We start from the raw sequence: 15,815 nt of genomic DNA on the forward strand, positions 1-15,815 counted from the left end.
CGTGGCGATCCACGCCTGCTCAGCTAACTGGGTCAGCGATCCGCGTCAATGCCGACGTTTTGTGTAGGGGCACGGCACGCCGTGCCCTTTTTCCTCCCCGGATAGAAGAAAAACGCGGGGCGTTCATCCCTGCAATTCATAGCTGCTCACAAAAGGAGTAGCGGCAATCATGTCCTCAAACCTCATACGCTGGCTGCATCTCTCTGATTTTCATGTCGGCAAGGATGACTACGGCCAGCGCCGTTTGTTCAAGTACATTCTCGAGAACGTCCAGGCCAAGGTTGAGGCCGGCGAGGCTCCTCATTTGGTCTTCATTACCGGAGATATTGCCGATAAGGGACTGCCAGATCAGTATAGGCTCTTCGAAGAAGAGTTCCTGCAGCCGCTTCGTGAAAGCCTTCCCGCGGATTGTGCCTCGCGTATCTTCATCGTTCCGGGGAACCACGATGTTGATCGCACCAAGGCCGAGGCGGTTGCCACGCACGGAACCCTCTCGCGTGTTCCCCGATTTCTGGACCCCACCCAAGAAGGATTGTCAAAACGCAAGGTCATCTTTGAACGATTCGAGGCATTTGCCAATTGGCATCGCGGTAAATTAGACGATCATTGGCTTTTCGGCCCGGAAGGAGCTTTCTGGGCAACTCATGAACGCGCAGGGTGCCGCATTGGCATTCTCGGCCTTAATACCGCGTGGCTTTCCTTCAACGACAATGACAGGCATCAGCTTTCCGCGGGCAAATCGATTATCGAAGATGGCTTGGAAAAAATCAAAGAATGCCACATGCGGATAGTTTTAGGGCACCATCCCATAGACTGGTTCTTGGATGACGAGGTTGAATCCGTACGCGCGCTCTTCGGCAGGCAAGGTGTCTTGTACCTCCACGGACATTTACACAAGAATCAATCCCGCCCTGATAGCGGCGCGGAAAATCCATTCCGGATAATTCAGTCGGGAGCGGCCTTCCAAGAGAGGGAAAAGGAAAGGTGGGTGAATCGTTTCCTTTGGTGCGGTTTGGATTTGGAACATGGTCGAATAGTTGCCGAGCCCCTGAAGTGGTCCAAAGATTGTCAAGAATGGGCCATTGATTCGGATGCTTTTCCTGAGAAACTAAGGGTCGCAGGGCAAGATCTCTGGGGAATTCCCTTACCTGGTCAAGAAGGACCAAGAGCCACAACCGCCGAATCGCATCCTCGAATTTGGAACATTCCCCACGCGTACAATCGGAACTTTACCGGACGCGTAGCACTCTTGGAGAAACTCGAGCAAACGCTGAATTCCTCGGCAAACAAAGTTCGTGCTGCGGTTTTGCATGGCCTGGGCGGCGTCGGAAAGACCCAGATTGTCTTGCGACACGTTTATGACCGGCAGGAGGACTACTCGCTGGTCTGGTGGCTGCGTGCGGAAGAGCCGGCAACTTTGGCGCTTGATTATGCTGCGCTCGCTCCGAAACTGGGGCTTGGCCCTGACTCGGTACCCCAAGAGGCTATTCAGGCTGTAAAAAGTTGGTTGGCAACGCATGACGGCTGGCTACTCGTATTTGACAATGCCGAGAAGCCAGAGGACCTGAAGGAATATCTGCCGCAACGCAATGGCGGAGCGATCATTACCTCCCGGAATCCGAACTGGCTGGCATCGGCCGAACCAATCCCTGTTGGTGTCTTGCCACCAGAGGACGCAGCGGATTTCCTGGTAAAGCGAACCCGTAATCAGGACCGGGAAGGCGCTCTTAAATTGGCCGAAGAGCTTGATTGTCTGCCTCTGGCCCTTGAGCAGGCCGGAGCGTACATCGAAGCCTGTGGTTCATCTTGCGAAAAGTATCTGAAACTGTTCCGCGAACAGCACGATAAGCTTCTGAAACAGGGCAAACCCCTTGATTATCCCGACACTGTTGCCACGACATGGAAACTCTCTTTTGAATCGCTCCGCAAAGAATGCCCCGCGGCCGCGGATCTGATGGAACTTTGCGCCTTCTTCGCACCCGAAGCCATACCATTCGATCTTTTCTCTGAGCATCCCGAGCACCTTCCCGATCCTTTGAAGGACGCTGTCAAAGACCCATTGCAATGGGACGAGGTCAAAGCAGCTCTCAAGCACTATTCTCTGGCCGAGGTTACCCAGGATTCATTGTCCTTTCACAGGCTGGTTCAATTGGTGGTCAGAAACGGAATGGCACCAGCTGCGCGGAAACGTAAGGTCGCTGCCGTGATGCGTCTGATCAATGAAGCGTATGGCTTTAAGGACGACGATCTGGAGACATGGCCTAGGGCTAAACAGCTCCTTCCGCAGGGCCTCTCCGCGACAGAATACTCACGCTCTGAGCAGGTGGATGACGAGCCCACGGGGCGCCTTTTGAATGAAATGGGATGGCATTTAAGGATCCTTGGCCAATTCTTAGAGGCCAAGGGTCTACTGGGAGGGGCTCTAACCATAGCCGAGAAGGTGTATGGCCCAAACCATCCCGTAGTGGCAGCCGTTCTGAACAACCTAGGGTTGGTGCTTCATGATCTCGGGAATTTGGAAGGAGCCAAGGGGAATTTTGAGAGGGCGATGAAAATAGATGAAAAGGTGTATGGCCCAAACCATCCTGCAGTAGCAATTCGTCTGAACAACCTCGGTAGGGTGCTTCAGGCTCTCGGGGATCTGCAGGCAGCCAAAGCAATTTTTGAGAGGGCGATGGAGATCGACGAGAACATCCACGGCCCAGACCACACAGCGATCGCGAGGGATCTGAACAACCTTGGCTCGGTGCTTCATGAACTCGGGGAGTTGAAGGCGGCTGAGGCTAATTATGTGAGGGCCCTGAACGTAGGCAAAAAGGTCTTTGGCTCGGACCATCTCAGGGTCGCCACTGTTCTGAACAACCTCGGGTTGGTGCTTCATGATCTCGGGGATTTGGAGGGAGCCAAGGCCAATTTTGAGAGGGCCTTGGCGATAGACGAGAAGGTCTACGGACTGGCGCATCCGACGGTCGCGATTCGCCGGAACAACCTCGGCATGGTGCTTAAAGATCTCGGGGATTTGGAGGGAGCCAGGGCGCATATTGAGAGGGCCTTGGAGATAGACGAGAAGGTCTACGGCCTGAACCATCCCGCGGTCGCAATTCATCTGAGCAACCTCGGCGGGGTTCTTGGGAAACTCGGGGATTTGGAGGGAGCCAAGGCTCACTTCACGCGGGCCTTAGCGATGTTGCGAGGCGCGTGGGGCGACGATCATCCCAAGACGAGGCTCGTGTTGAAAAACCTGAAATCGCTTAAGAGCGACTGACGAGCGCGGCCGTTCAGGTTGCTACCCCTATTACCTGCCAGCCTTTTAATCCATTGCCAAAAGAAATGTCCAAAAACTCGGTCCGGTCAAGGCTGTCGGCAATGACCGGAAACGGTGGGCACAGCCCGCAGGGATCTCCATTGGTGGGACAGGCTTTCAGCCTGCCCATTACAATGACCGGCAATCCCGCGTTCTGCGCGGGACGGTCCCACCGAATAATACCGATTCGCAATAAAAAATATAACATTGCCGAAAGTTGTCATTGCGAGGGCGTCGAGCCCGAAGCAATCTCAGTGGCGAGAGATTGCTTCGTCGCTTCGCTCCCCGCAATGACAGCTACTATCCTTGATGTTACGAGAATAATAGCGAACTGGTATCAAAACCCTAGAATGGAGAGGTTGCCTGGTAGGGGCGCTTCGAGAAGCGCCCTGATTTCGGGCGGTTCACGAACCGCCCCTACTGACCGGCCGGTGAAATCCTCAGTTCTGAGACAGCCTCCGCGGGCATCTCCTGGGCGCTTCTGCTATTACGAAAATATATGAGAGTTTTTGGAAAGGGGGCGCGGGGGTCCCGCGTCCCGCGGGATTGCAAAAAAGTTTTCCCCCGCATGCATTTGGCCCTCCTGGTTTCCACAAATCTCTTGACATACACCGTCCGTGTTCGGTAAGAATAGTTATAAGACGAACTGGTCAGTCACTAAAAATCTTGACTGACCGTTGTGTTTTAATGAAGAGAAGAATGAACCGGTTCACCGGGACAATCATTGCGCCGCGGAATTGCGATGGGGGAGATGGTCTCCCCCTCCACCCTCACCGCGCGCACCACGCCAAGGCGTGGAAGCCCAGGTGACCCAATAAAGGAAGCAAATGAACCCGTCCGTTGAAAAAGATATCCTGAAGGTTGTCTCCCAAACCAAGGCTCATAAAGACACCTTCGCAGTCCCAAAACTCATCACCCTGCTCAAGGCGCACCTTGCCGACGAATCGGACGACCACGCGAGCCCTGAAGAAAAAATCCTCGCGTTCGTGGAAAAGGCTGTTGATGCGCTTGCCGCGTCGCCAATCTATTCCGATACGCTTGTAAGGGACTTCTATCGCAATGTGCTGGATGTGGTTGACGCGTCGGGCCTGTCCCGGAATAGCCTGCTGGAAGATCTCCTGTTCCAGAGCCTGCGCAGACCCGCGGATGTAGAGCGCGCGAAGAGAAAGAAGCTCAAGGAAGCCCGGAGCAAAATCCTGGAGGCCGCACTGGATGAATTCTCGGAAAAGGGGTACCACGCCTCCACCATTGACTCCATAGCAGAACGGGCGGGCATCGCAAAAGGGACCGTGTACCGGTATTTCAACACAAAAGAGCAGCTTTTCAACGCGTTGAAAGACGACACCATCGGCGAATTCGTGGAACTGGCCCGCAAGGACCTGAGCAGGGAAGAAGATGTGGTCATGATCATCGAAAGCATCATCAAGATGTACCTCAGCTTCTTCGAGAAGAATTCGGCCTTTTTCAAGGTCATTACTCAGGAGCACAAGGATTTCGGCCGTGAGTTCTCCGAAAAGTTCATTAACGGGCTGATCCTGGGCCTGCCCGGTCTGAAAAGGCGCTGCTGGAAAGCGTCAAGACATGGCGCCCTCAAACAGATGAACTACTTCACCGTGTTTTTCGGGATCATCGGATTCCTCAACGGCGTGATCCAGAAATGGCTCCATGAGGGAGCTGAAGGTTCCCTTCTGACCGAGATAGATACTGTAAAGGAAGTCCTTTTTTACGGTTTTGTCGTCAAGCCTGACCAAATTCAGACAACTACTACACTCAAGGTGATCTCATGAAATTAGTGCTGCCGTTTGGCCTGGAGATACCGGTACTTTATGTGAATCCGCGGATCAATGCGGATGCCGGTCTCATAGAAGAGGCCTCCCGTGCGGGAGGCCTCGGAATTGTTGACCATGTGACATCAGGGCCTGCGAATTTTCATGTCCCTGGGGACGTTCCTCACGGTTTGAGGGTCTCGGTCAAGGAACTCCAAGGGTTGAATCTCGCTGCCAATGTCCGGCTCGCGTTGATTCCGTTGGAGGATTCCGAATCCGTGGCCGAGCTGGAACCCGGCGCTCTGAAGGCTCTGCCTGTACCCGTTCTGATCGAGGTAGGTAGCGCACAGCAGGCCCAGGAGGCTGAAAGCGCAGGCGCGGCAGGCCTGGTGGCTCGCGGAAACGAGGGGCCCGGATGGGTGAGTGAAACCAGCGGGTTTGTGCTGATTCAGGAAATTCTCGCGGTGTCGGGACTTCCTCTTTTCCTTCAGGGCGGAGTTGGAATGCACACGGCAGCCGCCGCGGTAGCCGCTGGCGCCACAGGTGTTGTCCTGGACGTGCATTTGCTTCTGTCTGAAGGTTCAGCTATCCCTCAGTCCTTGAAGGATTTCCTGGCAGGGCTCAGCCTGCCCGCAACCGTGACCTTGGCTGAAGGATCGTCTAGGCCGCTCCGCGTTTATTCCCGAGTCGGGACCAGAATGGTCCGGGAGCTGAAAAAGGATGAGGAGTCGCTCACGCCGGAGGAATTCCCGAATTATTGCGACCGCCTCGCGCATTGCCTGCGGAATCCGGTGGGTGAGCTTGACAAAGATGAAACGCTCCTTGCCATGTCCGAAGACATTGTTGCAGCGAAGGGTCTGAGCAAGGAGTTCGGTACTGCCGCGTCAATACTGGCTGCTTTTGGCCGCAAAATGTCCGAGCCAGTGGCCGTGTGGCCGTTCGGCGAGGATTCCGAGGTTTGCCGCGGCCATGGGACTCGCTTTCCCATCGTCCAGGGCCCTATGGCTCATGTAAGCGATAATCCCGATTTTCTTTCAGCCGTGGCACAGGCGGGCGCACTGCCGTTCCTTGCCATGGGCAACATGCCGGGCCCGATTGCACGGGAAGGGATGGAGCTTGCCGCCGCAAAAAACCGCGGAAGATTTGGCGTCGGTCTCATCGGATTGGAAGTCAACCGCAAATGCTATGAATCCCACCTGGAGATCATGAGCGAGAATCCCCCACCCTTCGCGATTCTCGCGGCGGGAGGGGTAGAGCTTGCCAAGCGCATCGAGGCTATCGGAACTGCCTGCTATTTACACTGTCCTTCCCCCGCGATTCTCGCGGAGGGGCTCAAGAGTGGTCTCAGGCGGTTTGTATTTGAAGGAAGCGAATCAGGCGGCCACATCGGCTCGCTGGGAAGCCTCATCCTTTGGAATGCCAATCTTACCGAATTGGACGCGGCATCCCGGAATGGTTTGGACCTACATGAGGTTACGGTGCTTTTTGCCGGCGGCATAGCCACCGGCCGTGCCGCGGCTTTTCTCGCGGGGATGGTATCCGACTTTGTGACCAGGGGCCTGAATGTGGGCCTGCAAATGGGCACGGCCTATCTGGCCACCAAAGAGGCTGTTTTCACCTGCGCGATCACCCCAACTTACCAGGCTCTGACGCTCGACAGCAGAAAAACGGTGGTCATCGGCCGCACTGTGAACACCAAGGCACGCGCCGCGGGTTCGCCAATGGCTTCGGAGCTTATCGAAAGAGAGCACGAGCGTCTCAGAAACGGCATGCCACTGCGTGAGCGCAAGGAACTCTACGAAAAGGACAACTTGGGCGCTCTCAGGCTTGCGGCCAAGGGTTGCGCGATTGATCCGAACACCGCGACCTGGGACTGCCCGGTTTTTTGCGATCTGCCCGCGGAAGAACAGGTAAACCGAGGGCTTTACCTCATGGGGCAGGTGGTTTCGCTCTTGCGTGAACCCTGCACCATAGAGGCCCTGCATTCGGAGATAATCCACGAGGGTCGGCAAATCTTCGAGATGCGACTGCCTCAGCCTGAGGACGAACAAGTTCAGGCCCAGGACCTCGCTTTGCCCGAGGAAGTTCCAGTGGTGGAACACGTAAAAGAGCCCATTGCTGTGGTGGGCATAGGACTGCGGTTCCCCGGTTCGGATTCGCCCGACTCGTTTTGGGAGCAGATCATGAGCGGCCGCAGCGGAATCGTGGAGGTGCCTCCCGACAGATGGGGAGATTCCGCTTTCTACTACCATCCGGATCCCAAGGCGCCTGACAAGACCTACACAAAGATCGGCGGCTTTATAACGGAATTCAAGTTCGATCCGCTCAAATACCGCATTCCGCCGGCTGTGGCCCAAAAGATGGACCGCACGCAGCAGCTTGCCGTCACCTGTGTCGCGGACGCTCTGGCGGACGCGGGTCTGAATCCGGCTGATTTAAAGGGAAAAAGGGTCGGAGTCATAATCGGCAACAGCATGGGCGGTGAGACAACCGACCGGTACGCGGAGCGAATGACAGTGCCGCGCACAATTGCTTGTCTTGAGGAAGCATTCTCCTCGCTGAACCTTGACGACTCGACGAAGACCAAATTGATCGAAGAATTCCGATCCCGGTATTTGGAGGATTTGCCGGACATCACCGAAGATTCATTGCCGGGAGAGTTGGCAAATGTGATTTCCGGACGAGTGGCCAACGTTTTCAACCTGGAAGGTCCCAATTTCACGGTCGATGCGGCCTGTGCCTCGTCAATGGCCGCGGTGATGAACGCTGTGGCCGCGCTGAGGGGCGGCAGCATAGACTACGCGGTGACCGGCGGCGTGGATTCGATGATGAATCCCGCGTCTTTCGTGAAATTTTGCAAGATAGGAGCGCTTTCGCCTGATGGTAGCCGCCCCTTTGACGAGGGGGCCAACGGTTTTGTAATGGGCGAAGGCGCGGGGATGATGCTGTTGAAAAGGCTGTCCGACGCAGTCAGAGCCGGCGACCGAATCTATGGGACAGTAGTGGAGATAGGGTCTTCTTCTGACGGCAGGGGGAAAGGCATTACCGCTCCCAATGCCGCGGGCCAGGAAAGAGCCGTCCGTGCATGTTTCGACGCAGCGGGAATCGACCCGGCTTCCGTGGGGCTTGTGGAAGCTCATGGAACCTCGACGCCCGTTGGGGACTCTACCGAGCTGAGCGTGCTGGACAAATTCTTCCAGGGCGCGGGCTGCGCCAAGGCGTCCATAGGTCTGGGATCGGTGAAATCTCAGATAGGGCACCTTAAAGCCGCGGCAGGCGCCGCAGGAATAATAAAGGCTGTTCTCGGTCTGCACAAGCGGACCTTGCCTCCTACCGTAAACGTTCAGCGGCCCAACCCGTGTATTGATTGGGAATCCTCGCCGCTTTCTTTGGTAACCGAGGCCCGGCCGTGGGAAGTAGCCGGCGGCCATATCCGCAGGGCCGGTGTAAGCGCTTTCGGATTCGGCGGCACCAATTTCCATGTGCTTGTACAGGAACACGTACCCGGACTCCGGGTGATTTCCGGTGAGAAAAAGGCGGTCCAGCCGGTGGAATTCAGGCCTCCGGACTGGCCCAAGCCACCGGAAATGACCATAGAGGGCGATGCTTGGGTAATCGGTGGTTCCGGTCCCGGCGATCTCACCAAGCGAATTGAAAAGCTCTTGGAACAGATTACATCGGCAAACGCATCTTCGCTTGCGGCTGCTCAGCGTGAAGAATCCGCGGGCTGTGAGTTCCGCTGCGGATTTGCAGCCCAGGATGCTCAGGCTGCCACGGAGAAGCTTTCGCTGGTTTTAGAGGGATTGAAGGACCCCGCCAAGAGGGCGTTCTTCCCTGCCCGCGGTATACATGTGGCGCAAGCCTCGACCAACCGGGCCGCGTCGGGAGTGGCGTTCCTCTTCCCGGGTCAGGGATCGCAATATCCGTTCATGCTCCGGGACCTTGCCGAGCGCTTCCCTGTGGTGGCCGAGACATTTGAGGAAGCCGACGACATCCTTGCCTCGTTGGGGCTCCCCACGGTCAGCTCCTGCGTTTTCCTGAACGGCGCGGCCAAAGCTTCTGCCAAAGATCAGGCGGACGCCATGAAGGACACACAACTCCTTCAACCCATGATTCTAACCGCGAATACCGCAATTTTCAGACTCTTGGCCAAAATGGGAATTCATCCTGCCGCAGTTGCCGGGCATTCCCTGGGCGAGTATGCGGCTTGCGTGGCAGCGAGTGTTTTCTCATTCGGCGATGCACTGCGGGCCGTAGCAGTTCGAGGCCGAGAAATGGCCAGGGTCAGCATTGCAGATCCGGGCCTCATGATGGGCATACCCGCGGACGCACGGGTCGTAGAAGAAGTCCTGGCAGAGGTGGACGGTTACGTGGTGGCCGCGAACAAAAATTCGCCCAAACAAACCGTGATTTCCGGTGAGACCGCTGCTGTCAAGCAGGCAGGCGAGTTGTTCAGAGCCAGAGGCTTGGAAGGCGTCCTTCTTCCTGTTTCAGCGGCCTTCCATTCCGGTGTTGTGGCCCCGGCCCGCGAGCCTTTCATGAAGACTTTGGAGAAACTGACTGTCAATCCGCCGCTGGTACCTGTGCTCTCCAACGTGACCGGTGACTTCTACCCTGTCGGACCGGCTGCGCCCGGCAGAATTCGTGACCTTTTGGGGAAGCAATTCGCAGCGCCCGTGGAGTGGGTCAAAACGCTGCGACGGCTTTACAGCGAAGGCATACGAATCTTCCTGGAATGTGGACCCAAGCGGGTGATGACCAACCTTACTTCGGACACTCTGTCCAATGATGCGCTTGCACTCCCGACCAATCATCCGAAAAAGGGCGGCATCATCCAACTCATGGAAGCCTTGGCGGCATTGGTCGCGGAAGGGGTCCTGGTCGACATCGGTGCCGCGGAAACCCTAGAAGAAATCGCCAGGCCCGAAACGTACCGCAAAAGGCCCGAACTGAAGATCGCGCCGGAACCAACCACGGTTCGACAGACCACCGAGACTGCACCTCCACTGCTGAGAGGGCTTCTGGACTCCGAAATTGAACAGATGGCCGGCCAACCCGAGTTTTCGAGATTTCTCGACATTCAGGGTGAGCCTATTCGGGCCCTGATCAAGGCGGGCTTCCAGTCATTTGTCACGAACATATTGCCTATGGAAGAGAAGGTGAGGCAGGTCGAGTCCGAGGGGATGGACATGTCCCCCGTCGTGATCAGCGGCACCGCTGCGGGCTTGCCCAGCGATGTGAGGTTCCCCTTTGACAGGGCGACCCTTGATGACCTTTTGCTGGGCGGAAACTTCATAAAAAGAATACCGGAAGACAGTCGGCGGAGCATGGTGGAAAAGAACATCGAGCGGCTTCTCAAAGGGGCTGATGGAGAAGTGGACCTCCAGAAGGTGGAGGATGTTTCGGGCGTCATCAAGCTCGCCGGTTTTTTCAACGATGAGGACATCATAGAAGAGTACGGCCTGGACGAGCGCCTGGCCAGGTCTATGGATGTGACCACTCGTCTGGCCGTTGCTGCGGGGATTGAGGCGTTGCGGGATGCGGGCATTCCTCTCGTCCAGGAAACACGCACGACAAGCATAGGCCAGGAATTGCCTGGCTCGTGGACGCTGCCTCCGGCTCTCAGGGCCGAGACCGGGATTATTTTCGCGTCGGCATTTCCCGGTATGGCTTCTCTGGTGGACGAGGTCACTCGGGAAACAGCGGCTAGATACGGCGCAGGAGCCAAGAAGCGGCTAATTGATTTCTATACCGGCCTTCTGGGGCGAATCGGGGACGACGCGGAGCGCGCGCGAATAACAGGGTGGTTCACCGAGGAGTTCAGCCATCTCAATCCCGCGGGCTCCGAAGAGCTTTACACTTTCAATCGGGATTTTCTTCTCAAGGTCATAAGCATGGCCCACGCGCAGTTGGCCCAGTTCATAAAGGCTCAAGGTCCCAACACTCACGTTGATGCGGCCTGTGCAGGCACCACGCAGGCTGTTTTGTTGGCGCGAGACTGGATAAGGACCGGCCAGGCGAAGAGAGTGATTCTAGTGGCCGCGGACGATGTCGCCGGCAAAACCTTGCTGCCCTGGGTTGGTTCCGGGTTCCTCGCCATGGGAGCGGCCACCACTAATGGTAATCTGTCCGAAGCGGCACTTCCCTTTGATGACCGACGTCATGGGCTCATATTGGGCTCTGCGGCTGTCGGCATAGTCCTGGAAAACCACCTGCTCGTCAAAGAGCGGGGAATGGAGCCCATAGCTTCCATAGAGACGGGAGTAGTGGCAAACAGCGGCTTTCATGGCACCCGCCTGGACGTGGAACATATCTCTTCGGTCATGGAGAAGATGATTTCAAAGTGGGAAAAACAGTCCGGCCGGTCCCGTGACGACCTGGCCAGAGAAGTCTTCTTCATGTCCCACGAAACCTATTCTCCCAAGCGAGGAGGAAGTTCTTCAGCCGAGGTCAAGGCGCTCCGAAGTACCTTTGGAGACAAGGCCCGCGACATACCCATAGCCAACACAAAGGGTTTCACCGGCCATACCATGGGCGTTGGAGTAGAAGACGTGGTGGCCCTGCGGTGTCTCCAAAAAAAGCTCTTGCCCCCCATTCCCAACCTGAAGCAGCCTGACCCCGAGTTTGCCGATCTGAAGCTCAGCCGCGGCGGGGCCTGCCACGCAAACTATGCCTTGAGATTGGCCGCGGGATTCGGATCTCAAATAGTTATGGCTCTGTATAAAGTGGTCAGCCGGGAAGAAAACCGCATCACAGATCTAGCCACGCACCGAAACTGGTTGAGACAAGTAACGGGCTACACAGACCCGATTGTCGCGGTGGAGCAGCGTACGCTGCGAGTCGTGCAGCGGGCCGCAGCCCAAGTCACGGCACTTGTGGAGGCAGCCCCGCAGAAGGTCCCGTCGCCTGAGGCCGAAATGGACGCAGGGCAGGCCAAATCAGCGACAGGGGCCGACGAAGTTAGAACCAAGATTCTGGCCCTGCTCTCCGACAAAACCGGCTACCCCGCGGATATGTTGGACACCGCGCTGGATCTTGAAGCAGACCTGGGAATTGACACGGTCAAACAGGCAGAGTTCATATCCGAGGTCAGAGAGACCTTCGGCATCCCCAGAATAGAAGGACTAAAGATAGCCGATTTCCCCACAATAGAGCACATTATCGAGTTTGTCCTGGCCCATACCGAGCGATCCGGCAGTGGTTCGGAGGGGGAAGAGACGCAGTCGAGCGGTTCGGCTGAGGGTGAAACGGAGGTGCGGGAAAAGATCCTCGCCCTGCTTTCACAAAAAACCGGTTATCCGGCCGATATGCTGGACACCGGGCTGGATCTGGAGGCGGACCTGGGAATTGACACGGTCAAACAGGCCGAGTTCATTTCCGAAGTGCGAGAGATTTTCAGCATACCCAGGATCGAAGGACTGAAAATAGCGGACTTCCCGACGATCAATCACATAATAGCGTTTGTGCTGGAGAGAAGCCGCAAGGCGGCTGATACCAAAGCAACCATCGAGACTGCCGGGAAGCAGGCCGAGACGGGAACGACACGAGAGCAGGAGATCGGTCTGTTCGAAACCAGATTGGTTAGTTTGCCTCCCTTGGAGAAAATTGCGGCCCCGGAAGTGGATACCCTCATCATAGCCGGTGGACCTGTGAACCTGGCGGATACGATAGACGAGGAGGCCCAGCGGTCAGGTCTCGGGCACGTTGTGAGAATAACGGAGCCTGTTCTCCCGGATGGTCATGCGGACAAGCGATTGGGAATAATCAACCTCTTTCCCCTTGAGAACGACCCGGACGCAGTGCGCAAAACTTTTGAGCTTTACCTTGCCGCCGCGCAGGCCTTTGACCAAGGCCCGGCATTTCTAGTCACAATGGCGTCTGAAGACGGCGCTTACGGATTTGAAAATCCCTCTGCCGTCGGGTACAAGGCCGGCGCCGTGGCCGGCGCTACCAAATCATTCGCCCGTGAGTATCCCGACACACTGGTAAGGATGCTGGATGTGCATCCGGACCTGTCGCCTGAAAAATCGGCTGCCCTAGTCTTTCGAAGCCTGAGTGAATCCTTCCCAATGGAAACCGCTGTGGGCCCTAAGGAAGACCTCAGGACCATCCGACTGGTTCCTGTCATGGAACAAAGCGAAGAGCCGGGGTTCAGATCCGGTGAGGTTGTTCTTGCAACCGGCGGGGCCAGAGGCATTACCGCCGCGTGTCTGAAGCACCTTGCCGAACAGCATCAGATTTCTTTGGTCATACTAGGCCGGACAGTCCTCTCCAGCAGGGCGGAACGGCTCGCGGAATTCGGACCGGAGGAATGGGAACAGGAGAAGCGGAAGATCGTCGATCGTATGAAGAGAGACGGAAAGCCCCCCACACCGGTAACCGTCGAAAAAGAGCTTTCCAAGCTTCGTGGAGAAGCCGAAGTATATAAAAACCTGCACGATTTGCGTGCCACAGGTTCTGAGGTGATTTACCGCCCCCTGGACATTCGTGATGGAGCTGCTGTGGATAAGGCGATTCAGGAAGTCGCCGAGCTTTGTGGCCGTGTCGATTTGGTAATCCATGCAGCGGGCGTTGACGTGAGCCGAGCGCTGCGCAACAAAACCATTGAACAGATCGAAACCGTATTTTCCGTCAAAGTGGAGGGAATGCGCAATCTCCTCGATTCCCTCGATCGGCATGGTATGCCGCCCCGCCGCATCGTGGGGTTTGGCAGTGTCGCCGGCCGTTTTGGTAATATGGCTCAAGTTGATTACTCCGCGGCCAACGACGCCCTGGCGCATTTGCTTCGCAGGGCAGACAGAGAAATGGACGCAAAGGTGTCCATAATCGACTGGGCGCCGTGGTCCGAGATAGGAATGGCCACCAGAGGCAGCGTGCAGCAAACTTTGGAAGCCGCAGGCATTGATTTCATTCCTCCTGACAGAGGTGCTGAGATCCTTGCCCGCGAACTCGCGCGTTCGTCCGATGCGGTGGAGGTTTTGGCCGGAGGGAGGCTCGGCCCGTTTGAAGCCGACGCGTTCCATCAAGCAGGAACCGAAGCCACCCGTAAAGTGAGCCTGGCCGGGCAAACCGGTGAAGTGGTTTCCATCTTGCCGGGCGAATATGTGAAGGTCAGATTGTTTCTGAATCCGTCCCACCCGCTTCTGGATCACCACAGAATCGACCGCGCGGCGGTATTGCCGGGTGTTGGAGGAATGGAGATCATGCGTGCAGCCGCGGAAATGATAGATCCGGCGGCTTCACGATCGGGTTTTGGAGAGGTCCGTTTCCGGAGTCCGCTCAAAGTCTTTAAAGATGAACCTTTTGAAGCTGAAGTGGAAGTCGTTCGCTCTGAGCGTACGGCCGACAGTGCTTTGTGTTACCGGGCGCGAATTTCTTCCTGGTTCGTGAACAAGGAAGGTCGAAAGATGGGTTCGCCCCGCTTGCATCATGAATGCACCCTGACAATAAGCGAGGAAACTGAAACCACAGACCTCAACGGGAACAAACCCCAAGAATTCGGCCGATGGAATGAAGCGGTCTGGGTGACCGCTCGTGACATCTATTCCGTATTTTTCCATGGGCCGGGCTTCAGATTCCTGGATCACATATTGTTGGAGGGCAGCGCAAAAGGCGTGCGGTTCAGGTACGCGGACACCAAAGAACGGCCTGCCATGTTTGCAGACACTCTACCGGGTTGTGTCGAGGCTTGTTTTCAGGCAGCAGCGGGCTTCGCTGTGGAATCTCGCGGGATCATGGCTTTGCCCACGGGCATAGATCGAGTCACGGTCCATTCTACAGGCTCCATGCCGTGCGAAGGTGAACTGATTCCGGTACGGGAGGCGTCCCACGCTGAGTTCGAGGGGCGAAAGGTTTTTCATTTCGATGCGGTGGTCAAAGACGGGAAAGGCAACTCGTTGATGACGCTGGAGGGCGTCGAAATGGTCGAATTGGAAAGCTCATCAGGTTTCCCCGGAAAAGTCTTTGAACAAATCGTGCCTGTGAAAAGCCTTTCAACGGAGATCAAAGCGGGCTCAAAAGGGTTTCTCAAGGAGATGCTCGACGAAGATGAGGTTCGGCAACACGCGGCAAAGGCCACTCCCAAGAGAGCCAAAGAGTGGCTGGCGGGCAGATTGGCCCTTAAAAAGAGCGTTCAGCGCCTGTTGGCCGCTTCGTCCGGCGAGATGCATGCGGGCAAGACCATCCTAATCCTTCAGGACGACCTCGGCCAGCCCAGGGCGGAACTTTCCACCAAACCGGGTGCTCGCGTCGGTGAAGTCTCTCTGTCCCATTCCAACGGTCTCGCGATTGCCGCAGCGTCTGTTCCCGGCACGTTCCGAGGACTGGGCGTGGATATGGAAAAGGTAGAGGCTCGAAGCGAAAGCTGGGTCGCGGATTATTTTACGGAGGAGGAGATCCTTGCAGCGGGAGAAAACGACAGAAGGTGGGGCCGTCTCACCGAAATGTGGTGTCTCAAGGAGGCGGCTTTAAAGGCCCTGGGAACAGGTCTGAGGTTTGATCTTAGAGATATCAACGTGGCCGACTTGGATGAGGCCGGCCAGGCCCGACTGGAATTCCGCAACGAAGCGGCAAGGTACGTGGATGAATCAATTGACGGTTCATTTGAGGCCCGTGTGGAAGAAAAGGAAGGCATCGCGGTTGCCAGAGTCCTGATCAGGAAGACCTGACCAGCGAGCTATTGACGTAGGGACATTGTGAATAGATACTCTTTGGCAAAAAGGGTTGCCGGAAACGCGGTCGGCTTT

Annotated in this window: 3 protein-coding genes; all 3 read left to right on the plus strand. The window is 56.4% G+C overall.

Annotated features, from left to right (window positions below):
- The first annotated feature begins 169 nt into the window (after positions 1–169).
- The 3 genes from HY913_20130 to HY913_20140 all read left to right on the plus strand — a co-directional run bounded on the left by HY913_20130 (position 170) and on the right by HY913_20140 (position 15,737).
- The gene (locus HY913_20130; protein ID MBI4965596.1) at positions 170–3,265 is read left to right on the plus strand and encodes a tetratricopeptide repeat protein; all 3,096 of its coding nucleotides are present in this window, start codon (positions 170–172) and stop codon (positions 3,263–3,265) included.
- Positions 3,266–4,131: 866 nt separating this feature from the next.
- Positions 4,132–5,091, plus strand: a complete 960-nt coding sequence (locus HY913_20135; GenBank protein ID MBI4965597.1) for a TetR/AcrR family transcriptional regulator — start codon at positions 4,132–4,134, stop codon at positions 5,089–5,091.
- Positions 5,088–15,737 carry an SDR family NAD(P)-dependent oxidoreductase gene (locus HY913_20140; protein MBI4965598.1) on the plus strand — a complete coding sequence of 3,550 codons (10,650 nt, stop codon included), beginning with the start codon at positions 5,088–5,090 and terminating at the stop codon, positions 15,735–15,737. Before HY913_20135 ends, HY913_20140 begins: the two co-directional genes overlap by 4 nt.
- Positions 15,738–15,815: the final 78 nt, after the last annotated feature.

The organism is Desulfomonile tiedjei, from assembly GCA_016212925.1.
GTDB lineage: Bacteria > Desulfobacterota > Desulfomonilia > Desulfomonilales > Desulfomonilaceae > JACRDF01.

Excerpts from the sequence above, each read along its gene's own strand:
- HY913_20130 (MBI4965596.1), top strand. The coding sequence starts at position 170 with ATGTCCTCAAACCTCATACGCTGGCTGCATCTCTCTGATTTTCATGTC.
- HY913_20135 (MBI4965597.1), top strand. The coding sequence starts at position 4,132 with ATGAACCCGTCCGTTGAAAAAGATATCCTGAAGGTTGTCTCCCAAACC.
- HY913_20140 (MBI4965598.1), top strand. The coding sequence starts at position 5,088 with ATGAAATTAGTGCTGCCGTTTGGCCTGGAGATACCGGTACTTTATGTG.